This window comes from Thermosynechococcus sp. (genome assembly GCF_025999095.1).
GTDB lineage: Bacteria > Cyanobacteriota > Cyanobacteriia > Thermosynechococcales > Thermosynechococcaceae > Thermosynechococcus.
In genome coordinates this window covers 2,334,641-2,357,878 of sequence record NZ_AP024678.1, presented here as the reverse complement: position 1 = coordinate 2,357,878, position 23,238 = coordinate 2,334,641, and the positions used below count along the sequence as shown (strand labels likewise).

Below are 23,238 nucleotides of genomic sequence, written 5' to 3'. Positions count from 1 at the left end.
TAGAGGCAGCAACACTGAGGAGAGGATAGGCATGGGTCAGTATCTCCAGCGATTAATGGTGGCGATCGCCCTCGTGGTTGGCATCAGTGGCGCAGCTATGCCACCCCACGTCATGGCTCAAACCAGCGGCGGTCTCCTGACGGCTGAGCAAATGAAAAAACTCAATCTCAGTGTGGAGCAAAAACAGGCCATACTGCGCCTGACTCTGCGCACCAACGATCGCATCCTCAGGATCTTGGATCGTGACCAACAGCGCCTCTTTCGCAATGCCATCAAACAGGGGAAATCCACCAGTGAAGCTATGAACTTGGTGGAGCTGCGTCCCGCTCAAAAAACACAGCTTGCCAAGGTGATGCAGGATACCCGTGTTGAGATGCTAACCATTCTCACCCCCGAACAGGTGAAGCAGTTGCAAGCCTCCCAATGAATGAATAACTTAAAGCAAAAAATCCTCGAGTGGTGGGTGAGGAACAGCAACGGGCAAGACCTGCTCCAGATTGCCATCGGGATGGGCAATAATCTGGTGAGAAATGACCGCCTGGCCAGGGAGCGATCGCGCCGCTTGAACCGCCGCATTCACGGCGGCAATCTCGCCACGGATCACCACTGTCCAATAGCCGGCGCCAATGCCCTCGCAACTTACAATGGTCACTCGAGCCGCTTTCACTAAGGTGTCTGCCACCGCCAGCGCTGCCGGATACCCCAACACCTGTACCATGCCCACTGCTGCCATCTTTGACCCCTTTGGCGACCCTAAGCCTATGAATATCCCCTATGGTAAGGGCTCTTGTGACCTGCTCTATTCAGGCGATCGCCCATTCTGCGGACAGGACTTCGGCCTGCGCCAGCACGGTCTGGGCCGCCTGCTCCTGCTTGTCCGGTGGGTAGCCGTGTTTGCGCAAGACGCGCTTGACCAACCGCCGCAAGTTAGAGCGAACGCTTTCCCGTACTGTCCAATCTAGCGAAACATTATTCCGGACTGTCTGCACCAGTTCCTGGGCAATCCGCTTCAGCGTCGGCTCGCCCAGAACCTTCACCGCACTGTCGTTCGTCTCCAGCGCATCGTAGAACGCCAGCTCCTCTTCTGACAGGCCCAGCTTCTCACCCCTGCAGTCCGCCTCTCGCATTTCCTTGGCGAGGGCGATCAGTTCCTCGATCACTTGGGCTGCTTCGATGGCGCGGTTCTGGTAGCGACGGAGGGTTTGTTCCAGCATCTTGGCAAAAGACCTCGCCTGCACCACGTTCTTGCGGCGGCGCTCCCTCAGCTCGCTCTTCAATAGTTTCTGCAATAGCTCCACGGCGAGGTTGCGCTGGGGCATCCCCCGTACCTCGGCCAGGAACTCCTCCGAGAGAATCGAGATGTCGGGCTTCTTGAGGCCGGCCGCGGCAAAGAGGTCCACTACGCCTTCGGGGGCGATGGCCCGGGACACGATCTGGCGGATGGCATGCTCGAGGGGCACATGGCCGTGCGCCCCTACATCCGTGGTTTTGGCGATCGCTGCCCGCACTGCCTGAAAGAAAGCCACATCGTCCCTGATCGCCAAGGCCTCCTCGTGGGGCACCGCCAGGGCAAAGGCCTGCGACAGGTCGCGCACCGCCTGCAGAAACCGCTCCTTGCCCTTTTGCTGCGACAGGATGTGCTCCTGGGCAGCAGGGAGAAGCGCCAGCCGCTTCTGAGGCGTGCCGCTCACCCACTTCGCCCGGTCGAACCCGTGGAAGAGGCCGCAGCAGACCTCGTACTTCTCTCGCATCAGCGCCACCGCTTCCTCCTGAGCGATCGCGGTCTGCCCCGTGCCGCCGCTTTCGGTGTAGGTCGCCAGCGCCTGTTTAAGCTCGTGCGCCAGCCCCAGGTAATCCACCACTAGGCCGCCCGGCTTGTCGCGGAACACCCGGTTTACCCGGGCGATCGCCTGCATGAGGCCGTGGCCACGCATGGGTTTGTCGAGGTAGAGGGTATGCAGGCTGGAGCAATCGAAGCCGGTGAGCCACATATCGCGCACGATGACCAGTTTCAGCGGATCGTTTGGGTCGCGGAAGCGCTTCGCCAGCGCCTCCCGTCGCGGTTTGTTGCGGATGTGCGGCTGCCAGTCGGGGGGGTCGGAGGCCGAGCCGGTCATCACGATCTTGATCTCCCCTTTGCCGTCCTCCTCGCTGGCCCACTGCGGCCGCAGCTTGACGATCTCGCGGTAGAGCTCCACGCAGATGCGCCGGCTCATGCCCACCACCATGGCCTTGCCCTCCATCGCCTCGAGCCGCTGCTCGAAGTGTTCGACGATGTCCTGGGCGATGAGGCGCAGGCGTTTCTCGGCGCCGGCGATGGCCTCAAGCTGGGCCCACTTGCTCTTGAGTCGCTCCTTGCGCTCGAGCTCCTCGCCCTCGGTGGCCTCCTCGAAGTCCTCGTCGATCCGGGGTCGCTCGGATTCGTCGAGCGCCAGCTTGGCCAGCCGGCTCTCGTAGTAGATGGGGACCGTGGCGCCATCCTCCACTGCGCGCTGGATGTCGTAGATGCTGATGTAGTCACCGAAGACCGCACGGGTGTTGGCGTCGGCCTGTTCGATCGGCGTGCCGGTGAAGCCGATGAAGGAGGCGCCCGGCAGGGCGTCGCGCAGGTGGCGGGCGAAGCCGTCAATGAAGTCGTACTGGCTGCGGTGCGCTTCGTCGGCGATGACCACGATGTTGCGCCGCTCAGAAAGCGTCGGGTGGCGATCGCCCTTCTCTTCGGGCAGGAACTTCTGGATGGTGGTAAACACTACCCCACCCGCAGTCACCGACAACAGCTCGCGCAGCTGGGCGCGGCTCTCGGCCTGCACCGGCGGCTGGCGCAGCAGCTCCTGGCAGCGGGAGAACGTCCCGAAGAGCTGGTCGTCGAGGTCGTTGCGATCGGTGAGCACCACCAGGGTAGGGTTCTCCATGGCCGGCTCGCGGATGATGCGCCCGGCGTAGAAGGCCATGGTCAGGCTCTTGCCCGAACCCTGGGTGTGCCAGACCACCCCAATGCGCCGATCGCCCGGTTGACCGCCGGACTTACGGCCTGCTTCGTAGCGCCCGAGCGCGTCCGCCACCCGATCAGTATGCGTCAATTGCGCGGCGCGCAGGGTCTCGGCCACAGCCACCCGCACGGCATGGAACTGGTGGTAGCCGGCCATCTTTTTAATCAGGCGTCCGCCACCGTCATCTTCGAAGACGATGAAATCGCGCACCAAATCAAGGAACCGCCGCTTCTCGAACAGCCCCTCGATCATCACCTGCAACTGCGGCATCGTATCGGGTGCCAGGGTCTCGCCTGCGATCGTGCGCCAGGGCTTGAACCACTCGCGCCCGGCGCCCACCACCCCGACCCGCGCCTCGATGCCGTCGGAGATGACGAGCGCCTCGTTGTAAGCAAAGAGCGAAGGGATCTCGTGTTTGTAGGTCTGGAGCTGCTGCCAGGCTGCCCAGATTGTGGCATTCTCATCGGTGGGGTTCTTCAGCTCCAGCACCACCAGCGGCAGACCGTTGACGAACAGCACTACATCGGGCCGGCGGGTTGGGGCACGTTGCAACGTGCCCTTACGTTCCACGACCGTGAACTGGTTCACCGCGAGCCAGTCGTTATTGTCTAGATTGTCGAAATCCAGCACCCGGACCTGCGCGCCGCGAATCCTGCCATCGCTTGTTCGATACTCTACCGTCACGCCGTCCACCATCCGCCGGTGCAGCGTGCGGTTGCGCTGCATCAGGTCGGCGTCCGCGGGACGGGTCAGTTTGCGGAAGGCGTCCTCCAGCGCCTCGGCGGGGAGTTGGGGGTTGAGGCGGGCGAGCGCATCGCGCAGGCGTCGCTCCAGAATCACCTGGCCGTAATCGGTGCGTTCGGGCGCGGAGCCATCCGGCGCAAGATCAGGCCCGTAGGCCACCTGCCAGCCGGTGGCTTGCAGCCAGTCAAGGGCGACGGATTCAATGTCGGATTCGGTCAGACGCGCCATGGTTTGTCCTTACTGTAGGGGCGATTTGCGAACCGCTCCTACCCGATCCGGATTTTCCTGGTCCAATTGCCATTTTAGGGGGTTGTTTGCGATGTATTCGCGGATACGGTGCAATGATTCCTCGTTGCGGATGATGTGTTCGTAATAATTGCGTTGCCAAACCGGCACCCCAGGCGTGCTGCGCAATTCGTTGATGCGGCGTGCAGAAAATGTTTTGAAACCACGAATGATTTCGGGCAGGCCGTGTTGCGTAGGGGCGGTGGTGGTCGTAGGGGCGGCGGTGGTCGTAGGGGCGGGTTTCAAACCCGCCCCTACGATGACAACGATCCCATGCACATGGTTCGGCATCACAACGAACGCGTCCATTTCTACACCTGCATAATGGTTTGGCAAATTATTCCAAACGCCGTGCACAACCTGGCCGAAATCATTCAACCGCATTTCGCCATCTACCACCTCTCCGAATAGGCACGCGCGGTCCTTTGTGCAAATCGTGATGAAATACGCCCCGGCCTGCGAATAATCGTATCCCTTCAGGCGGATGCTGCGGCGGTTGGGGCGGGTTTGAAACCCGCCCGTACCATGGTGATCAGTCATAGCCCCCGCTCCTTCAAAAACCGTTCCGCATCCCTAACCCGCAGCTCGCCGGAGATGAGCTTAGGCAGCAGCGTATCGCTCAGGGCGGCGAATTCAACGGTTGCTTTGCTCAATTCTGAAATGCTCATCGTCTTTCCTTTTGCGGTGCCTTGTCCTCCGAATGCTGAGGTTCATATATCCAGAAATTGATGGGGTTTTGTGGCTTGGGTGTCCACAGCCCGCGCTTCGTCTCCAAGCTCACGCCGAGTTTTCTCTGTTTGCACAAGCGGTCAAACTCTTTGAGGACTTGAAAACGCTCTCGAGAACTACGGGATGGATCGTCTGAAGCGTCGCCTTCGTCGAATAGGCGGGCCTGCGGTGACGTGGCCTGCAACCACTTCTGATAGTCGTCGAAATTATCGCGCGAGAATACGGCCAAACCGGCAAACAGATCAGCAAGCTGGAGAAGTGGATGCGCCCCGGACGATACCGCCTGGATTTCTTGTATGCCGAACTCCTGCCGCAGCCGGATGCGAAACTGGCCACCAGTAGAAAGGGAACGATCTACGTCAATACCGGTGCTCTTATTCTCGAGGCAGTCTCTCACTGTTTCCCAATTCAGGGCGGTGTGCTCATCGGGATGAAGCCTCCAGATGGCATTGTCCGGCCACCGTGCCCTTAGGACGTTTCGGAAAATGTGGTAATACATCCGCTGGAGATTGGCAATGTCGTCTCTGTTGGCGATCTTATGTCGGCTGTCTTCGGTATCCCAAATCAGAACATCAACGCGAATCTGATCAGCGGAGGCTTTCTCTACAATGAATTTGCAAAGCTTCTCAGCAGCGAAACGCTCTTTAGCTCCGCGCAGTTTATTCCATTTGAATTCGCTGACCTGCGACTCGTTCAGCAGCCGCCTCACTTCGCTTTCCATGACCTCCACGCAATTCAAGGGCAGCGTCACCATCCCAAGACTGCGAAACCGGCCCGTGTTCCAATATGCTTCGTCCGCGAACCCAATGTGTGTGACCGCGCTGCTCATAATCCCCTCTCTTTCAAAAACCGTTCCGCATCCCGCACCCGCAGTTCGCCGGAGATGAGCTTGGGCAGCAGCGCATCGCGCAGGGCGGCGAGGGTGCGGGATTCTTCAGCACATGCTCGGAACTTGGCAAACCACGGCTCAACGATCTTGTGAAATTCCAAACAGATTTTTTCGCCAGCATACAGAAACGGCATGGAGTTCATCTGACCTTGAGACAGCTTAGGTTGAACTGCGCCTGTAATATAGGGTGCCACTGACTCAAAGGTAAAATACCCATACAGTTGCTCGGTGCTAACGGGGTATTTCCCCTGCACCACATGTGCATGGTTATTCACCCAGAACTTGCCCCAGACGTATTGGGTCACGGCGAAACCGGATGGATTCATAACGGAACCATCCTCTCCAATAAGGAGATAAATTCCGTCGAAGAGATAGTCATCGACGTAATCCATTATTCCCGCCGCTCCGTAGTAAGGAAACGGACCGTTACGTTTTGCACGGTCTCTTCCAGAGAGTGGCACTCGCTTTGAGTCGAAGTTGATGGCGTAATCGCCCAGTGTCCCCACCTCCCACCCCTCCGGGATCTCGCCCCGTTCGGAGTCCACCAGGCGGTCGGGGAAGAGGTCGGCGAGGGGCTTGGGCAGGCCGGGGTCGCGGCCTGCGGCCTTGGCGCGCACGGGCTCGAAGTCCACGAACCACGCCTTGAACAGCGCCCGCGCCATCGCCTCCAAGGTCTCGCTCATCCGCCGGTTCCGCTCGATCTTGTCGTCCAGCGTGCCGAGGATGTGGGCGATGGCGCGCCGGTCACGCTCATCAGGGGGATATGGGACAAGAATTCGGTTCATGTTAGCCTGCGACAGCTTGGCCTGAACCGATCCGCTCATGTAGGGGCGGATGGCAACCGTCGAGAGCGCGTAATACAGGAACTTTGTGTCTTCGTCCGTGGCTGCCTTCAAGACGTGGGCGTGGTTATTGACCCAGAACTTTCCGTCTACGAGCTGAAGGAGCGGCTTGCCGTCGGTCGTTTCGACGGAACCATCTTCGGCCAATAGGAGATGGAGTCCCTCAAACAGAAACCCATCCACGTAGTCCATGACGCCGGTCGCCCCGTAGTACGGGTACGGGCCTCGCCGCTTCTCTCGCTCGCGGCTTGAGAGCGGAACTCGACGCGCGTCGAAGTTTTGCGCGAGTTCGCCTAAAGGAACCAGGGGCCACTCACCCCTCATCGCCTCCCTCCTGTTGTGCGTGAGAAGCGTCCAGCACAAAGCGCGCGCCTTCGCGGCGCAGCATTTCGTAGGGCGTCATGTGGCGGATGCTCAGCCCAATGCAGACATTCGGGATTTTGACCCGCTTCGTGGTAGCGGCCGGCACTTCATGGGTAACCACCGTGAAGCAATGCGCCAGGGCGTGCGCCACCAGATAGTAGTCTGCGATTTGAAAGAAGGTGTTGATGGCGGCCGGTTCATAGCCTTGTGTGGAGACCCATTGACTAACTTTGCCAAACGCCGCCAGAACCTGGGCATCGGGCGGAAGAAAAAAAGAATCGGTGCGTTGCTGTGCCCACTGCGCCAGCGCATCGTTTCCGGCAGTCAACTCGTCAAGCACGCGTTCGATGCTGAACACCAGCCTTTGCTGATTAGCCCAATCCAGCCAGTCCCAGAAGGCCGGGCAGAAATCAAAGCCGTAATGGAGGTTTTTCGCCTGAATGAACACATTGGCGTCAAGCAAATAAGCCATCAGCGCACCCCCAGGGTTTCGGCGAATTGCTGGAAGGTCTCGTGTTTGCGGATGCCCAAGATTTGATACGCTTCGCGGAAGAGCGTTTGCCCTTCCAGCGTGCTGATGAGGACGGCTTCGGCAAAGGTTCGACTGACCCGCAGGGGCAGCGTGTGATAAAAGTTACCGCCGCCCTCGCCTTTCCGCTCGAACTGCTGCAAGTGTTCTAACTCTTCTTCATAAGCCTGCCAGAAATCCTCCCCGCTGATGGCTCCCGCCTCAACCATGCGCCGCAAAATGACTAAGGTGCTCACCTTAAAGTGACGCGCCAGTCGGTCAAGAGCGGAACGTCGCGGTTCGTCCGGGCGAAAGAGTCGGTGGAACTCTTCAAGCGGAACAAGTACCTCGGCAGCCACCTGATTGCACCAGCGCTCGATCTCCGAATCCGGGAAAGCGCTTAATTGGACATCGGAAACGCCGCCGCTGCCCAACCAGAGATGCGCCAGTTCATGGGCCAGGGTGAACATCTGCCCTGCTTTGGTATCGGCAGCATTGATGAAAATGAGCGGCGCCAGTTCGTCCACCAGGGTAAATCCGCGAAATTCCTGAACGTTCAGTTTCCGATGCGGGTTATTACCGACGATCCCGCTCACCATGACCAGGACGCCAGCCGCTTCGACTTGTTCAATGAAGCGGCGCAGGGCTTCGCTCCAGGTGGGGATGTGGTTGCGTTCTTCCACATCGAACTTGAGGCGGCGGCGAATGTCAGCAGCCACTCCGACGGGATTCTGTTTGATGGTGGCGCTACGGATAAAGGGCAGGGGGCGGCTTGCTTCCCTTGTCAGGAAATCGCGATACCACGCCTGGCGTTGCTGGCAAAGGTAAATCGTATCCAGCAAATCAGGGCTGGGCCGCGCAGTCCGTCCTGGCAGGGTGCGGAAATCAGGGATAGGGATCGACTCCTCAGGAGGCGCATTCAGGAAGAGAAAGCCGATTGGCACATGCAAGGCCTGCGCCAATCGCTCAAGCTGTTTCAGCGTGGGCTGCGTTACACCCTGTTCCCACTGTTCGTAATGTGGGAAACGCCTCATCAGCTCGCCGAGGGTCAGGGCGGCGCGTTCTCTCGCCCAACGGAGAAGGGCCGGATTGACAGATACCCGAAGCCTGATTTTTTCATGCTCCATAGCCCAACTCCTCCAGATTTCTCCAGATTGCTTCATCCAGCCGCATGGCCTCGGCCTGCTGCTTGCGCAGCTGCGCCACAAGGCGGGCCATCTTCTGCTCGAACGGCTCGCCGTCGTCCTCGATCGCCTCGGCGCCGACGTAGCGGCCGGGGGTGAGGACGTAGCCGTGCTGGCGGATCTCTTCGAGCGTCGCACTCTTGCAAAAGCCGGGCACGTCCGTGTACTCCCCTGCTTCTTTCTCTCCCCTCCATGCGTGATAGGTGTTCGCGATGCGGGCGATCTCCTCGTCGGTCAGCTCGCGGTGGGTGCGGTCCACCATGCGGCCCAGCTTGCGGGCATCGATGAAAAGAACCTCGCCGCGGCGATCGCATCCCTCACCCCCGGCCCCTCTCCCTCTGGGAGAGGGGAGGCCACGTTTATCGCGCGCGAGGAACCACAGGCACGCCGGGATCTGCGTCGAGTAGAAAAGCTGGCCCGGCAGCGCGATCATGCAATCCACGAGGTCCGCTTCGATGATATTCTTGCGGATTTCGCCTTCGCCCGACTGGTTCGAGGACATCGAGCCGTTGGCGAGGACAAAGCCGGCCACCCCGTTGGGCGTCAGGTGGTGGATGATGTGCTGCACCCAGGCGAAGTTGGCGTTGCCTGCGGGTGGCACGCCGTACTGCCAGCGCTTGTCGTCGCGCAGGCGATCGCCGCCCCACTGCTTCATGTTGAAGGGCGGATTGGCGAGGATGAAGTCGGCCTTGAGATCGGGGAACACAGCTTCCAACACGTTCTGGCTGTGCTGTAGTGCATCAGGATGCCTATTGGCGCTGTGTTTATTCAACTCAGTAACCATCAAAGTGTATCGAACCATTTCTTGATACGACGGGCCATAAGGCAGCGACGCTCGGCAAGGAACTTTTCATAGTCCGGCACCTGGCCATCGAGCAGGCTTAGGGGCAGGCAGTTCTCCTCGAAGTTTATCCTCAGCATCTCTGTGTCGGTGATGCCGCCGTAGCGCTTGGGGCCGCCGTTCACCTGCTCAGCGATCTCTTTAAAGTAAATTTCAGGGGACTTGTTGCCAATCGCGACGTTGATTTCGCTTTGCGCCATCACAAAGTTGGCGATCTGATTGTACTGATTTCTGCCGAGTCCTTGTTGCTGAAGGTACCGACGTGGGTAGATATGATGCTTGTCACCACGGTTGGGTAAAAGATCCCGGACGGTGATGTCCCTCGAAAGGAAACCCTTATCGCCAAGTTTCACCTGCGCAGCAAGGTATGCCATAAAGTACGGCGATTTCGTCGACGATGTTTGCATTTCCTGCGGTAGCGTCACCGACCAGAAACTCTCCGATAGTTCACTTGCAATGACCCCTTCGACGTGCGCCTGGAGGCCGTGTTCTGCGATTCTACGAATGTCACTGTCGAACATGCTCTCCGGATTACCTGCATAGCGGCTTCGGAGGACCGACATGGCAAACCAACGCCGAACAAGCTGTTCGAGCTCATCGGATCGAATGCCTTCCCGACGTCCACGAAGGTAGAGGATGTACGCAAAATTTACAGCGTTATGTGAGGTGATAAGGCGACTGCTGACAAAGCCGGCCGACGAGAGGATCATGGTCAGGCGTTCGAAATGGGTTTTGTTCATAAACGCGAGGATACCCTCCTTAAGTTTGGCGAAAGACTTCTCGGCAACAGCCTCCTCGTACTGCTTTGTCTCGAAATTCCGTCCAGAAAGCAGTGCCACCAGGTCCTGCAGTCTGCCACGGCCAAACTTGAAGGTGAACGCCACGCGCAGCAAGTCCGTATAGGTGGGGTCGTAGAGGTCGTCGTTGACGTCCTTCAGCCAACGCATGGTCGGCCAGAACTCGGACGTTGCGAACTCTGGATCGCCTTTTTCGATTTTCGAGGCGAATTCGGGAGCGACCGCGAGGTGGCAGAAGTAGTCAATTGCCTTGCGCAGCAGGTTGCCGCCGAATTTTTCGTTGACGGCAATCTTGGACATGGCAAAGTCGGCTTGAGAAAGTGCTACACCCGCCGAGTTCACTCGGATGAAAATCTCGGTGACCGTCTCGATGTCCAAGTCTTCGGCCAGTTCGATCACCCCAACGTGATTGCTGACAATTTTCCGCAGCTTCTCTACTGTGGCAAAGATCTTGTCCTGCGAGGCCTCAGGATCCTTCTGGCAATAGTTGGTCACCAACTGAAAAAGACTCGCAGTTGGCGAGAACACGTCCGCTATATCAGCGATCCAAGCTGAGTCCTTCAGGATCGCTGGGTTACTGACCTCGAAGCGCTCTTCTATCGGGTGAAAGGCAATGCGAATGCGCACAATGTCGTAGTCTTTGGTGATGACCTCCCGACCGAGCAGGGCAGCCATCAGCGCCGTCATTCGCTGCTGACCATCAATCAGAATGCGCTTGCCGGCGGATAGAGTACCGTCCTTGAGCTTGATTGTGGGGTTGCGCCAGGTGATCAAATACCCGACTGGATAGCCACGGTAGAACGAGTCAAGCAGGTTGCGCACCTTGGTGGCATCCCAGACGAAGGGACGTTGGATTTCGGGTATGGCGATTTCGCCAGATTTGACCCAGCTCAACAGGGTTTCGATAGGATGCGGGGTGACAGAGTAACGTTGTGTGGCCATATGTTATTTTTTACAAGAGTTCCACCTACTGAGAGATAAGACCCCTGCGAACCAACGAGTTTGGCGTGCCGTTCCTCGAAGGCGTCGGAGATGTACTTGAGAAAGATAAGCCCCAGCACGACGTGTTTGTACTCGGCAGCGTCCATGCTGCCGCGCAGGTTATCGGCCATCTGCCAGAGCTCAACCTCGTAGCCGAGGGTGGCGCCGCTGGAGTTGGTCCTCTTCGCATTCTTCTTTGATCTGGCCATCGTTACCTTACCGCATTGTTGCTTTGTCTCTGTTCTCAGGATCGCAATCTCGAGCCGCACTCAGTGAAGCCTGCACTCTCTAGGAGCATCGACCTTGGCTATGTCAAGCTGTAAGATACAGGCAACTGTGCCCTAGGTGTCTAAATAATGGTGTCTAAATAATTGATAGTGTATCCTGAAGCCATGCAGACCATAGGCGCGATCGCCGAGCTAGAGGAGATTCTGACCAACAATGGCATTTCTAGCCAACAAGCCTTAACCCTTTTGACAGCCGCCCTTCCCTTAGCGGCAACCAGCAATCCTCAAGAACCATTGCCCCCACTACTGCGGGCACTGCAGACTGCTAGCGATCGCCTGCGCCAACAACAGGTGGGCGACACCGTCACCTATGTCATTAACCGCAACATCAACTTCACCAATATCTGTGAGCAACACTGCGCCTTTTGTGCCTTTCGTCGCGATGCCACCGCTGGCGATGCTTACTGGCTCGACATTGAAACAATACTGAGGAAAGTGGCGGATGCGGTTGCCCAAGGGGCTACAGAAATCTGTATGCAGGGGGGACTCAATCCGGCCGCCAAGGAAGGCGGTTCCAGTTTGCGCTACTACCAATTCCTGGTGCGGGAAATTAAAACGGCCTTTCCCCAGATCCATCTCCATGCCTTTTCGCCCCAAGAAATTCAATTCATTGCCCGTGAGGATGGCCGCTCCTATGCCCAAGTAATTGATGTCCTGCATCAGACTGGGGTGGACTCCATGCCCGGTACCGCCGCTGAAGTATTAGTAGATCGGGTGCGGGCAAAAATTTGTCCTGAGAAAATTTGCACCGCCACTTGGCTTGAGATTGTTGAGACGGCCCATCGCTTGGGGGTGTGGACGACCAGCACGATGCTCTGCGGCCATATTGAAACGCCAGCGGATCAGGTGGCTCACCTACAACACCTACAGCAACTTCAGCAAAAGGCTTTAGAACACGACTATCCCGCCCGCATCAGCGAGTTTATCCTGCTGCCCTACGTTGGGGAACTTGCCCCTAAAGCCATGCGACAATGGGTAGGACACCACCAACCGCAGTTACTACCCACATTGGTGCTGACGGCAGTGGCGCGGCTCTTTTTGGGACGGTGGATTGCCAACCATCAACCCAGTTGGGTCAAACTTGGCCTTGGGGGTGCGACAATGGCACTCAACTGGGGCTGTAATGATTTGGGAGGAACGCTGATGGAAGAACACATTACATCAGTGGCGGGGGCGCAGGGGGGCACGGGGGTTAGCCCCGCGGATCTCGTGGCAGCAATTCACTCCTTGGGTCGAACCCCGCGTCAGCGGACAACCCTTTACAATGCCGTTGGAGAGTTGCGATGACCACTGAATCTCGGCCGTTGGTTCGGCCTCCCCGGCGGTTCCACCCTTGGCTAGTGGCTGCTGTTGCCGTGGTGGTTCTGGGCGCGGGGACAGCAGCGGCCCTTCTCCTGTGGCAGCGCTTTAGCCAACGTTCCATCGCTCCTGGCATGGCGATCGCCCCTAAGGCGGCTCTTTTAACCCTAACCCTACCGACAGATCCCCAGCCCTGGGAAGTCCTGAGCAAAAGCAATCTGTTGCAGACCCAACCCTGGTTGAATCCAACCTACGATCCGCTATCCCCTGAGGGGGTGAATCTGGCGCAACTGGATTACCTCAAGGAGGTGCGCCCCTTCATTGGCGATCGCGCCACCCTTGTGCTGCTACCCATTACCCCGGAATCGGTAAAGGAATCGCCAGTCCCCCCCTACGTTTGGGTTGTGCCAACGCTGAATGTACCAATGGGGGAGCAGCTCCTGCAAAGTCTAATTGGCGAACCGATCACAGAAATCAATGGGGTGAAAATTTTTAGGGCAAAGGGAATTGTTCCTGGCCCCGATAGCGGCACGATCGCCCTCCTCAAGCATCAAGACCAAGCCTATCTCATCTGGAGTCAGCACCAGAGCGCCCTGCAACAAGTCATTGCCACCGCCCAAGCCAACAACGGCATTGCCAGTCAGCTCACCTATCAACAGGCGGTGAAAGGGTTATCGGATCATCGCCCTCTTGTGGAACTCTATTTGAACCTGCCCGCTTTTTTAGCCAGTCAGATGGCTGCCCCTGAGGGAAGTCTGCCTGAGCCGCCCCGGGAGCTGCAAGGGATCGTGCTCACTGCAGAGATGACCCCTGAGCAAATTGAACTGGAGGCAGTAACTTGGCGCCCTGAGGCGAATCAAGCCTTAGTCAGTGAAGGTCAAAGCCGTGAACTCAGTCGTCTTGTGCCTGAAACAACCCTTGCTTTTTACGGTACAGGTTCCTTCAAAAATTTATGGCACAATACCCCTGCCTCAGTCAAAAAGACCATCGCCAGCACCGTTAAAGATCTCACCGGCCTCGATTGGCAACAGGCTTTTGTGCCTTGGATGGATGGCGAATTTGCCGCTGCCTTTGTGCCGGTTCCTTCCCTGGGAAATGCCCCTAGCTTAGTCTTTTTGAGTCAGACGAGCGATCGCCCCCGCGCCAGCCAAACCCTTAGCCAACTCGATAGCCAAATTCGCGATCGCCTGCGGTGGCAAGTACAGCAAACAGCAACAGAACCCCAACCCATTACTACTTGGCGCATTCCTCCGGGTTTGCCTGTGGGGCAGCATGGCTGGCTCAATGACCAGATCGTCTTTTTGGGACTCGGTCCTCTGATGGATATGAGTCGCCGGCCTGAGCGCTCCCTTGCCGACTCTCCCCTTTACCATGCGGTACTTCCCCAGCCCAAGGACACCCAGTTTTACCTGAATTTGAGTAACTTGGGGTCATTGCAAAATAACTTGCTCTTGCCACAACTGGCTCCTGAGGTGGTGCGATCGCTCCAACCCTTTGCTGCCCTGGGCATCACCAGTCATGTGCGGGATAATCAGTTTACCCACTACATCGCTCGAATTCGCTTAAAACCCACTTCACCCCCGTAAGTTCAGCGACCGCTGGGGGAACCCTGAAACTAGACCTAGAGCTGCTACCTAAGGACGTGACCCAACTACTGTGGAACCTGATGTTTTACTGAAACGCTATAGCGTTGGCGATCGCGACTTTGCGGGGATACGCTTGCGCCGTGGTAACCTGAGCCGCTGTATTCTAACGGGCGTTGATTTTTCCCGTGCCGACCTCACCGATGCTGCCCTCCAGAGTACGAATCTGCAAGGGGCCGATTTGCGGGGGGCAATTCTGACTGGCGTGAATCTCAGTCAAGCGGACTTGCGGGGGGCGGATCTGCGGGGTGTGATTTTAATCAGTGCCGATCTACGCTGGGTGTCTCTGCGCAAGGCCAACCTGACAGGGGCGGATCTGAGCCGTGCCAACCTTGCCAATGCCGATCTCAGTGAGGCCAATCTCACCGGTGCTCAACTGAGTGAAGCAATTTTGCGGGATGCCAACTTGACGCTCACGGATTTGACCCTTGCTGAACTTGAGCGTGCCAACCTCACCCGTGCCAACTTGACTGAAGCCTACCTGCGGGGTGCCGATCTCACGGATGCGGTCTTGCGGGAAAGTCAACTCCTGCAGGCCAATTTACGGGGTGCCAATCTCAGTGCCGCCAATTTGCAGCAGGCCAATCTAGAGCGGGCGATTTTGATCGGAGCGAATCTGCGTCGTGCCCGCCTTGAGGAAGCCAACCTCCGCGAAGTGGCCTTCAAAGAAGCCAATTTACGCCATGCCTGTCTGGACAAAGCCAATCTTGTTGGAGCTGATTTGCGGGGGGTGAGCCTTGCTCAAGCGCTGCTGCGGGGAGCAGATCTGAGTTCTGCCATTCTCATTGGCGCCAACCTAATGGGTGCGAATCTCAGCGGGGCTGATCTGCGGGGAGCCAATCTCATTGAAGCCATTCTCACCGGTGCCAGCCTCAATGGTGTTGATCTGAGGGCGGTAGATATGAGTGAGGCGATTTTACCGGATGGCTATCTCTGCGAATAGCATCAAGGGAAGACTGCTGCTGGTGTAGATTAGAAGATCGGTGATTTTGAGACAGGCATGGCAACCACGTATCGCATTGCTGTTTTGGCCGGGGATGGCATCGGTCCAGAAATTATGGCTGTTGCCCTTGATGTGTTGCGGGCGATCGCCCCTCGCTTTGAACTGAACTTTGACTTTGTGCCTGCCCTTGTGGGGGGCTGCGCCATTGATGCTATGGGGGAACCCTTGCCAGCAGCAACGCTGGAAATCTGTCGTCAAAGTGATGCCGTGCTTTTAGCTGCCATTGGCGGAACCCAGTGGGATAGCCTACCCCGTCATCTGCGCCCGGAAACAGGATTACTTGCCCTGCGCTCTGGCCTAGGTTTATTTGCCAACCTCCGCCCCGCCAAAATGTTTCCCCAACTGCTCCATGCCTCCTCCCTCAAGCCGGAAGTGATTGCCGGTGTGGATCTCATGGTTGTGCGCGAACTGACGGGTGGCATTTACTTTGGTCAACCGCGCGGTATTTTCACCACCGAAACTGGGGAGCAGCGAGGGGTGAATACGATGGCCTACAGCGCCCCGGAAATTGATCGCATTGGCCGTGTTGCATTTGAAACCGCTCGCAAACGGCGGGGCAAACTCTGCTCTGTGGACAAGGCCAATGTCCTTGAAGTCTCCCAACTGTGGCGCGATCGCCTGACGGCCCTCAGTGCTGAGTACCCGGATGTGGAACTAACGCACCTTTATGTGGATAATGCCGCAATGCAACTGGTGCGCGCCCCAAAACAGTTTGACACGATGGTGACCAGTAACCTCTTTGGCGATATTCTCTCCGATATTGCCGCCATGCTCACCGGCAGTATTGGCATGCTTCCCTCCGCCAGCCTAGGGGAATCGGGGCCGGGTCTGTTTGAACCCGTTCATGGCTCGGCCCCCGACATTGCCGGCCAAGACAAAGCCAACCCCCTCGCCATGGTGCTCAGTGCGGCAATGATGCTGCGCTATAGTCTGCACCAACCAGCGGCAGCGCAGGCGATCGAAGAGGCGATTACCGCCGTTTTAGATCAAGGCTACCGCACTGGCGATTTAATGTCTGAGGGCTGCACGCTTGTGGGCTGTCGCGAAATGGGCAACCTCCTAATCAAGGAGTTGACCCAATAAGCTAGTCTAACCTAGCTTTGAGCTGGTTTGAAACTAGCCATTGGACTACACAACATTTCGCCAAAGGGAGCGTTTAGCTCTCGGTGACCTGAATGTGAAATTGTCAAAACTGGAGAGACTGGTTGAGCCCTTTCTAGGCTATTTCCGTGTTTTGTGATTATTCCATTGATAGCTATTCCAATAAAGAATGAGACGTTATCCAGCACCCTAATTTGCGAATCACCTCATCAATTGAACCCTTTGCCCCTGCATAGATCCGCCCTCACTGCAGCCCACTAAAGTCCTGCTCAATCAAGTTAAATCGGGAGAGTAACACCTCGTGACCTGCTGCTTTCACCGCTGCCTGAATCACCCCCTTCAGATGAATCGGTACATTTCATCATCAACAGCGAAGGTTTCCCTAACGCCGGCAAACGATACTCCCTCAGCCAGCTCACAAACCCGAACGCATTCAAAGACCGAGAAAACAGCATCGGCGGTTTTAATCTCCATTGCCTGACAAGACCTAGGCCACCACTTTGCCACGGAACACCAAATAATTGTAGAGATTGTAGGCCAGCATAATCGGAATTAAGAAGGCCACAAAAATCAACATAAAGACTTGGGCACTAGGAGATGCTGAAGCTTCGTAAATGGTGACATTGGGAGGAATAATGTTGGGAAAAATAACAAACCCCAAACCAATAAATGAGAGGAGAAACAGCAGAAACGTCCACACCAAGGGCATGACTTCTTCACGCTTTCGTAAGCTACGCAGCAGTAGAAAAATCAGCAAGACACCCAGAACTGGAATTGCAGCAAAAATGTAGAACAGGGGAGGCTGAAACAGTTGGGCACGTAAGTGCTCATGGAAAATGGGGGCACTAATGGTAATCAACACAGCACCGATAAACGTTGTCCAGGCTGCAATTGTGGCGGTGCGATAGTGGGTTTGCTGCAACTCGCCCGTGGTTTTGTAAATCAGATAGGTTGACCCAATCAGCACATAGCCCTGAATCAGCGTCAGTGCCACCAACACAGAGTGCCATGTCAACCAATCCCACATGCTGCCGGCAAAGTGACCCGCCGCATCCACCTTGATGCCCTCAAAGACGGTGCCCACTGCAAAGCCCTGCCCCAAGGCCGCCAGGAAACTGCCAATGCCAAAGGTAAGGTTCCACACCCGTTTATTATTGGCATTTTCACGAAACTCAAAGGAGACTGCTCGTAAAATCAGCCCCACGACCATAATCACTGCCGGCAGGTAAAGGGCATTGAGGATGGTGGCATAGGCCAAAGGGAAGGCCCCAAATAGGGATCCACCCATCAGCACTAGCCACGTCTCATTGGCATCCCAAACATTGCCCAGGCTGGTCATGAGGATATTGCGGCGGCGTTCATCGCTACTGGTGAGGGAGAGAATGCCAATGCCAAGGTCAAACCCATCCAGTAGAATGTAGAGAAATAGAAAAAGACCAAGGATAAAAAACCACACCTGAGGCAAAAAGTGCTCTAAGGGGGCAAGGGGATTGGGTTCCATTGTGTCCTCTTGCTACTGTTGAGTTTCTAGGGGACGGCGATCGGGTTGGTGTTGGGCCAATTTGATGCGGATTTCCAGTGCTTCCGCATTGGCTTGGCCGGGTACTGGTAAAGCAACGTTGGGGCCTTTTTGGATGATGCGACTGCCAAAGAAAAGAGCCGCAAAGAAGAAAATGGTGTAGAGGGCAACTAAGCCGCTGAGGGAAAAGAGCACCACTTGGGGGGGTAGATCGGAGGCGGCTTCAGCTGTTCGCAACTGACCATAGACAATCCACGGTTGACGCCCGACACAGCGCACAATCCAGCCCGCTTCGACCGCAAGGTACCCCAAGGGCCCCGCAAAAATCCAGCCCCACCAGAGCCACTTGTAATTGCGCAGGCGATCGCCCTCAAGACCCGTGCGCCACCAAACAAAAATCGTGACAATTGCCAGGGCAGCGAGGTACAGACCAATGGCCACCATCAGTCGAAAGGAATAGTAAATCAGGCCAACCAGATGGGGGCGATCGCTGGGTGCCCACTCCTTCAAGCCAAGGATGGGTGTCTCTAACTGAGGCTTTAGCGCCAATAGGTAGCTCAGCAGGCCGGGAATTTTGACCTCAAAGGTATTGGTTTCTGCCGCCTCGTTGGGTAGGGCAATCAAGCTCCAGTCTGCGGGGGTAGCCGCTGGTACTGTTTCCCAGAGGGCTTCCATGGCGGCTAATTTGGCGGGTTGGTAGTGATAGACCTGCTCAGCACTCAGGTGGCCGACAAACACCTGTAGCGGGGCAATCACCAAGGCCATGACCAACACCACCTTCAGGGATTTGGTAAAGAAATTGGGCAAGCGGTTTTGCAGCAAATACCAAGCACTAATGCCACCAATCACAAAAAGTGATGTTTCAAGGGTGGCAAAGAACATGTGGGCAAAGCTCTTGACCATGAAGGGGTTGGCGATCGCTTGGAAGTAGTCCTGAACACGGAATTTACCCTCGACAAACACGCCCCCGGCAGGGGTCTGCAGCCATGAGTTGGCCGAGAGAATCCAGAAGGTAGAGAGGTTGGACCCAAAGGCAACACAGAGGGTCGAAATCCAGTGCATCAGCGGGGGGACCCGTTGCCAGCCGAAGATCATAATGCCGAGGAAGGCCGCCTCCAGCATAAAGGCCATGGTGGCCTCAAATCCCAAAACAGTACCAAAGAAATCCCCAACGGCCTCAGAAAAGGGTGCCCAGTTGAGGCCAAATTGAAAGGCCATGGGTAGCCCTGAAGCCACGCCAATCCCAAAGTTAAGGACATAGAGCTTCGACCAGAAACGAGCATGGTGATAGTAGGTCAGGTTCTTGGTTTTCAGCCACAGCCCCTCGATGATGACGAGATAAATACTCATACCCGTCGTCAAGACCGGCCAGAGCATATGGAAAATGGCCGTGAGGGCAAACTGCCAACGGGAGAGAACAACGGTATCGAGACTATCCAGTGTCATAAGACCACCTAGGGGTTGACCTGCCTTACTTTTAGCAATCCCTTTTGGGCTTCGACAAGGCGAATCGGCAACCGCCGCCAAAATTTCAGCTTTGCTTAAGATTGGGGTGCCCTGATGGGCACTGAGCAACTACACACTAGGTGGCGATCGCCATAGGCATTGTCAATACGGGCTACCGCTGGCCAGAATTTGTACTCCCGCAGCCAAGGGGCAGGGTAGGCGGCCACCTGCCGCGAATAGGGGTAGGGCCATGGGTCTGTGGCCAGCATCAGTGCTGGATGGGGGGCGTTTTTCAGGGGGTTTTGCTGGCGATCGCTCACCCCGGCCTCAATTTCAGCAATTTCTGCCCGAATGGCAATCATCGCCTCACAGAAGCGATCCAATTCCGCCTTGGTTTCACTCTCTGTGGGTTCAATCATTAACGTGCCGGGGACCGGCCAAGAGACAGTGGGAGCATGGAAGCCGTAGTCCATCAACCGCTTGGCAATATCCTCCACCTCAATCCCCGCTGATTTTTTCAGGGGCCGCAGATCAAGAATGCACTCGTGGGCCACCAGGCCGTGGGCACCTTTGTAGAGAATGGGATAGTAGGGTTCCAGGCGTTTGGCGATGTAGTTGGCATTGAGGATAGCGATCGCCGTGGCGCGCGTTAGCCCCACCCCCCCCATCAGGGTGATATACATCCAGGAAATCGGCAAAATACTGGCACTGCCCCAAGGGGCGGCGGTCACTGGGCCAATTTCTGATCCTTGGGGAATCACCTGGGTTGTCGGCAAGAAGGGCGCTAAGTGGGCTTTCACCCCGATTGGGCCGACGCCGGGCCCACCACCACCGTGGGGAATGCAGAAGGTTTTGTGGAGATTCAAATGGCAGACATCGGCACCAACGTCCCCTGGACGACACAGCCCTACTTGGGCATTCATATTGGCACCATCCATATACACCTGCCCACCGTAGCGATGGATGATGTCGCAGATTTGGCGAATTCCCGTTTCAAAGACGCCATGGGTAGAGGGATAGGTGATCATCAAGGCCGCTAGGCGATCGCCATAGGTCTCAGCCTTGGTCGCCAGATCCGCCACATCAATGTTGCCTTGGTGATCGCAATTTACGGCCACGACTTGCATGCCAGCCATCACGGCACTGGCGGGGTTGGTGCCATGGGCAGAGGTGGGAATGAGACAGACATTGCGCTGACTTTCGCCGCGACTGTGGTGGTACTGACGAATCACCAACAGTCCCGCATACTCCCCTTGGGAGCCAGCATTGGGTTGCAGGGAAATGGCATCAAAGCCTGTAATTTCCGCCAGCATTGCCGCCAGTTCCCGAAAGAGCTGCTGATATCCCTGAGCCTGTTCTTGGGGAGCAAAGGGATGGAGCTGATTAAATTCTGGCCAGCTGATGGGCAGCATTTCAGCCGTCGCATTCAGCTTCATCGTGCAGGAACCAAGGGGAATCATTGAGGTCGTGAGGGAGAGATCCTTGGCCTGAAGGCGATGAATGTAGCGCAGCAGTGCGTGTTCGCTGTGGTAGTCCTGAAAGACCGGATGCTGCAGATAAGGGGATTGACGTTTCAGGGTTGACGGCAGGCGATCGCCCCCTTCAACTTCAGCCGGACTGGCGCCAAAGAGGGCCAGTAAATCCGCCACATCTTTTTCGGTGGTGGTCTCATCGAGGCTGATGCCCACACTGCCATCGTCAAAGTAGCGCAGGTTAATTTGTGCCGCTGCTGCCCGCTCCTTGAGCACCTGCACTGGCAGGTTGCCCAAGCCGATGCGCAGGGTGTCAAAAAATTCCCAATAGTAGAGTTGATAGCCCGCTGCTTCTAAGCCTGCGGCCAATCTCACTCCCTGTTGATGGATGCGCTTAGCGATTTGCCGCAGCCCATCGGCGCCGTGATAGACGGCATACATACTGGCAACAACCGCCAGCAAAACTTGGGCGGTGCAAATGTTGCTGGTAGCCTTTTCGCGACGGATGTGCTGCTCGCGGGTTTGCAAAGCAAGGCGCAAGGCCTTTTGACCCAGGGCATCGTGGGAAACCCCCACTAGGCGCCCTGGCAACTGCCGCTTAAATTCTTCACGGGTGGCGAAGAAGGCAGCATGGGGACCCCCATAGCCCAAGGGCACCCCAAAGCGCTGCGAACTACCCACGGCAATATCTGCCCCCCATTCCCCCGGCGGCCGCAACAGGGTCAAGGCCAGTAAATCCGTGGCCACGGTCACCAGCAGTCCCCGTTCATGGGCAGCGGCAATCAGGGCTTGGGGCGATCGCACCGCGCCATCGCTGGCAGGATATTGCAAGAGGAGGCCAAAGGCATTCTCCCAGGGCAATTCACTGGCGATCGGGTCAATGGGCACAATCTGGATGCCAAGGGGTAGGGCACGGGTATGCAGAACGGCAAGGGTTTGGGGATGGCAATCCTGGGCCACCAAGAAGCGGTTGGCGCCCTTTTGACGGCAGGCATTGAAGCTCAGGGTCATAGCTTCAGCGGCAGCCGTGGCCTCATCGAGGAGGGAGGCATTGGCAATGGGTAGGGCCGTCAGATCGCTCACAAGGGTTTGAAAGTTAAGGAGGGCTTCCAGGCGTCCTTGGGCAATTTCCGCTTGGTAGGGGGTGTACTGGGTGTACCAGCCGGGGTTTTCAAGAATGTTGCGCTGAATCACGGCGGGCGTAATGCAGTTGTAGTAGCCCATGCCGATGTAGCTGCGCCAAACTTGGTTTTGCTGGGCAAGGGTGCGTAATTTTTGCAGGGCTGCCGTTTCACTCAGACCCTCACCAAGGGCAAGAGGGCGTTGCAAGCGAATCTCTGGCGGAATGACGGCATTGATGAGTTCCTTGAGGCTGCCATACCCCAACAGGGTCAACATTTGCGGTAGATCGCTGGGCGTAATGCCAATGTGCCGCGCTACAAATTCGGCATCGGTCTCTAAGTTAATCTCCAGTTGGGGCGGTGAACTTACCATCGCTATCGCACTCGTGTTGCAAGTCGTTCATATATCTTAATCGTTCGTGCTGGGTTTGCGGCCATGGAGAACCTGTAAACTGCGTCCTAGGTGGTAAGTCTGCCCCTCCACCGTAAAGCCCTGTAGCCGTAGCTGCGCAGCTAAGTCCGTTTGCAGCAGTTGCCAAGCGGTTTCCGTTTCAAAGAGCCAAAAAAAGAGAGCCATCCCCGGCCAAAGGAGGGGCACTTGGGGGCGGTGAAAATCAATGAGGGCAAACCAGCCACCGGGCTTGAGAATCCGCCACGTTTCCGCCAAGATAGCATTTAGTTGGGCTGCGGTCATTTCGTGGAGGGCCATGCTGGTGTGTACCAGATCAAAGGTGGCATCGGCAAAGGGCATCTTCTCAGCAAAGGCCTGTACATAGGTGGCTTGGGGTACGCGCTCTCGGGCACGGGCGATCGCCTGCGGTGAGGCATCCAACCCTGTAACCTGATCAAAGGCCTCAGTTAAGGCTTGAGTCACAATGCCGTGGCCACAGCAGAGATCTAAAACCACAGCAGTGCGGGGTAAACTCAAATCTTGCCAAGCCAAACGATGCAGGCGATCGCTCCCCCCAACTGCTATGGCGGCAAGGGCGCTAATGGTGTCGTACAGCCAAGGATATTGATAGCTCCAAGTGCGTAAGATGGTTGCCACCGTGCTTGATCAAGCCTTGAGTTACCTGGAGTGTGAACCAATTCAGTGCCAGTGTACCGCCTTTTGGGAAAGGATTCCTTTGAAAAGGACTGTTATAGTCTTATGTGGTAGCGAGAATTCCTAATTGTCACGGTGTTGGGAGTGAG

The 23,238-nt window shown here is 56.8% G+C and carries 19 protein-coding genes and 1 pseudogene; 5 read left to right on the top strand and 15 right to left on the bottom strand.

The features are described 5' to 3' along the window. Window positions 1-31: 31 nt before the first annotated feature. The gene (locus Q0W94_RS11535; RefSeq protein WP_297759349.1) at window positions 32-427 is read left to right on the top strand and encodes a Spy/CpxP family protein refolding chaperone; all 396 of its coding nucleotides are present in this window, start codon (window positions 32-34) and stop codon (window positions 425-427) included. A gap of 9 nt (window positions 428-436) precedes the next feature. On the opposite strand, the gene Q0W94_RS11530 is transcribed toward Q0W94_RS11535, so the two are convergent. The 11 genes and pseudogenes from Q0W94_RS11530 to Q0W94_RS12310 all read right to left on the bottom strand — a co-directional run. Next, window positions 437-733 (bottom strand): BMC domain-containing protein, encoded by a 297-nt coding sequence (locus Q0W94_RS11530; protein WP_297759346.1) that lies wholly within the window; start codon window positions 731-733, stop codon window positions 437-439. Between the two features lie 70 nt (window positions 734-803). After that, window positions 804-3,962, bottom strand: coding sequence for a type I restriction endonuclease subunit R (locus Q0W94_RS11525; protein WP_297759343.1), 3,159 nt, complete (start codon window positions 3,960-3,962; stop codon window positions 804-806). 9 nt (window positions 3,963-3,971) lie between these two features. Continuing rightward, a complete protein-coding gene (locus Q0W94_RS11520) occupies window positions 3,972-4,559 on the bottom strand; it encodes a transposase (protein WP_297759340.1) in 588 nt (195 codons plus the stop codon). Further along, entirely contained in the window at window positions 4,556-4,687 is a 132-nt protein-coding gene (locus Q0W94_RS11515; protein WP_297759337.1) for a hypothetical protein, read from the bottom strand. Before Q0W94_RS11515 ends, Q0W94_RS11520 begins: the two co-directional genes overlap by 4 nt. Continuing rightward, complete coding sequence (locus tag Q0W94_RS11510; protein WP_297759335.1) at window positions 4,684-5,577, bottom strand: DUF3800 domain-containing protein; 894 nt, start codon at window positions 5,575-5,577, stop codon at window positions 4,684-4,686. Before Q0W94_RS11510 ends, Q0W94_RS11515 begins: the two co-directional genes overlap by 4 nt. Continuing rightward, complete coding sequence (locus tag Q0W94_RS11505) at window positions 5,574-6,803, bottom strand: restriction endonuclease subunit S (RefSeq protein WP_297759332.1); 1,230 nt, start codon at window positions 6,801-6,803, stop codon at window positions 5,574-5,576. Before Q0W94_RS11505 ends, Q0W94_RS11510 begins: the two co-directional genes overlap by 4 nt. Then, window positions 6,793-7,314, bottom strand: coding sequence for a DUF4411 family protein (locus tag Q0W94_RS11500; protein ID WP_297759330.1), 522 nt, complete (start codon window positions 7,312-7,314; stop codon window positions 6,793-6,795). Before Q0W94_RS11500 ends, Q0W94_RS11505 begins: the two co-directional genes overlap by 11 nt. Then, window positions 7,314-8,477 (bottom strand): XRE family transcriptional regulator, encoded by a 1,164-nt coding sequence (locus Q0W94_RS11495; RefSeq protein WP_297759327.1) that lies wholly within the window; start codon window positions 8,475-8,477, stop codon window positions 7,314-7,316. Before Q0W94_RS11495 ends, Q0W94_RS11500 begins: the two co-directional genes overlap by 1 nt. After that, window positions 8,467-9,318: an N-6 DNA methylase gene (locus Q0W94_RS11490; protein WP_297759324.1), complete on the bottom strand. Its 852-nt coding sequence runs from the start codon at window positions 9,316-9,318 to the stop codon at window positions 8,467-8,469. The genes Q0W94_RS11495 and Q0W94_RS11490 overlap by 11 nt, the downstream gene beginning before the upstream one ends. Further along, complete coding sequence (locus tag Q0W94_RS11485; protein ID WP_297759321.1) at window positions 9,318-11,114, bottom strand: DUF262 domain-containing protein; 1,797 nt, start codon at window positions 11,112-11,114, stop codon at window positions 9,318-9,320. The genes Q0W94_RS11490 and Q0W94_RS11485 overlap by 1 nt, the downstream gene beginning before the upstream one ends. Before the next feature lie 56 nt (window positions 11,115-11,170). Further along, window positions 11,171-11,362 (bottom strand): annotated as a pseudogene (locus Q0W94_RS12310) (type I restriction-modification system subunit M N-terminal domain-containing protein); the annotation flags it as partial. A 183-nt stretch (window positions 11,363-11,545) separates the two neighbouring features. Between Q0W94_RS12310 and cofH the strand changes: the two are divergent. From cofH to leuB, 4 genes are all read left to right on the top strand, one after another. Continuing rightward, on the top strand, window positions 11,546-12,727 hold the full coding sequence (gene cofH / locus Q0W94_RS11475) for a 7,8-didemethyl-8-hydroxy-5-deazariboflavin synthase subunit CofH (protein ID WP_297759318.1): 1,182 nt from the start codon (window positions 11,546-11,548) through the stop codon (window positions 12,725-12,727). Continuing rightward, window positions 12,724-14,325: a DUF3352 domain-containing protein gene (locus Q0W94_RS11470; RefSeq protein WP_297759315.1), complete on the top strand. Its 1,602-nt coding sequence runs from the start codon at window positions 12,724-12,726 to the stop codon at window positions 14,323-14,325. Before cofH ends, Q0W94_RS11470 begins: the two co-directional genes overlap by 4 nt. A gap of 70 nt (window positions 14,326-14,395) precedes the next feature. Further along, window positions 14,396-15,325, top strand: a complete 930-nt coding sequence (locus tag Q0W94_RS11465) for a pentapeptide repeat-containing protein (RefSeq protein ID WP_297759312.1) — start codon at window positions 14,396-14,398, stop codon at window positions 15,323-15,325. A 57-nt stretch (window positions 15,326-15,382) separates the two neighbouring features. Further along, complete coding sequence (gene leuB / locus Q0W94_RS11460; protein ID WP_297759309.1) at window positions 15,383-16,468, top strand: 3-isopropylmalate dehydrogenase; 1,086 nt, start codon at window positions 15,383-15,385, stop codon at window positions 16,466-16,468. 505 nt (window positions 16,469-16,973) lie between these two features. Here the strand turns inward: leuB and cydB are convergent. The 4 genes from cydB to Q0W94_RS11440 all read right to left on the bottom strand — a co-directional run bounded on the left by cydB (window position 16,974) and on the right by Q0W94_RS11440 (window position 23,092). Next, window positions 16,974-17,987, bottom strand: coding sequence for a cytochrome d ubiquinol oxidase subunit II (gene cydB / locus Q0W94_RS11455; protein ID WP_297759307.1), 1,014 nt, complete (start codon window positions 17,985-17,987; stop codon window positions 16,974-16,976). 12 nt (window positions 17,988-17,999) lie between these two features. After that, window positions 18,000-19,445, bottom strand: a complete 1,446-nt coding sequence (locus Q0W94_RS11450; protein WP_315863132.1) for a cytochrome ubiquinol oxidase subunit I — start codon at window positions 19,443-19,445, stop codon at window positions 18,000-18,002. Between the two features lie 101 nt (window positions 19,446-19,546). After that, entirely contained in the window at window positions 19,547-22,417 is a 2,871-nt protein-coding gene (gene gcvP, locus Q0W94_RS11445; RefSeq protein WP_297759301.1) for an aminomethyl-transferring glycine dehydrogenase, read from the bottom strand. A 36-nt stretch (window positions 22,418-22,453) separates the two neighbouring features. After that, window positions 22,454-23,092, bottom strand: coding sequence for a class I SAM-dependent methyltransferase (locus Q0W94_RS11440; protein WP_297759298.1), 639 nt, complete (start codon window positions 23,090-23,092; stop codon window positions 22,454-22,456). Window positions 23,093-23,238: the final 146 nt, after the last annotated feature.

Bases quoted from the DNA above. Each gene is read 5' to 3' on its own strand.
- Q0W94_RS11535 (WP_297759349.1), top strand. From the start codon at position 32: ATGGGTCAGTATCTCCAGCGATTAATGGTGGCGATCGCCCTCGTGGTT.
- Q0W94_RS11530 (WP_297759346.1), bottom strand. From the start codon at position 733: ATGGCAGCAGTGGGCATGGTACAGGTGTTGGGGTATCCGGCAGCGCTG.
- Q0W94_RS11525 (WP_297759343.1), bottom strand. From the start codon at position 3,962: ATGGCGCGTCTGACCGAATCCGACATTGAATCCGTCGCCCTTGACTGG.
- Q0W94_RS11520 (WP_297759340.1), bottom strand. From the start codon at position 4,559: ATGACTGATCACCATGGTACGGGCGGGTTTCAAACCCGCCCCAACCGC.
- Q0W94_RS11515 (WP_297759337.1), bottom strand. From the start codon at position 4,687: ATGAGCATTTCAGAATTGAGCAAAGCAACCGTTGAATTCGCCGCCCTG.
- Q0W94_RS11510 (WP_297759335.1), bottom strand. From the start codon at position 5,577: ATGAGCAGCGCGGTCACACACATTGGGTTCGCGGACGAAGCATATTGG.
- Q0W94_RS11505 (WP_297759332.1), bottom strand. From the start codon at position 6,803: ATGAGGGGTGAGTGGCCCCTGGTTCCTTTAGGCGAACTCGCGCAAAAC.
- Q0W94_RS11500 (WP_297759330.1), bottom strand. From the start codon at position 7,314: ATGGCTTATTTGCTTGACGCCAATGTGTTCATTCAGGCGAAAAACCTC.
- Q0W94_RS11495 (WP_297759327.1), bottom strand. From the start codon at position 8,477: ATGGAGCATGAAAAAATCAGGCTTCGGGTATCTGTCAATCCGGCCCTT.
- Q0W94_RS11490 (WP_297759324.1), bottom strand. From the start codon at position 9,318: ATGGTTACTGAGTTGAATAAACACAGCGCCAATAGGCATCCTGATGCA.
- Q0W94_RS11485 (WP_297759321.1), bottom strand. From the start codon at position 11,114: ATGGCCACACAACGTTACTCTGTCACCCCGCATCCTATCGAAACCCTG.
- cofH (WP_297759318.1), top strand. From the start codon at position 11,546: ATGCAGACCATAGGCGCGATCGCCGAGCTAGAGGAGATTCTGACCAAC.
- Q0W94_RS11470 (WP_297759315.1), top strand. From the start codon at position 12,724: ATGACCACTGAATCTCGGCCGTTGGTTCGGCCTCCCCGGCGGTTCCAC.
- leuB (WP_297759309.1), top strand. From the start codon at position 15,383: ATGGCAACCACGTATCGCATTGCTGTTTTGGCCGGGGATGGCATCGGT.
- cydB (WP_297759307.1), bottom strand. From the start codon at position 17,987: ATGGAACCCAATCCCCTTGCCCCCTTAGAGCACTTTTTGCCTCAGGTG.
- gcvP (WP_297759301.1), bottom strand. From the start codon at position 22,417: ATGGTAAGTTCACCGCCCCAACTGGAGATTAACTTAGAGACCGATGCC.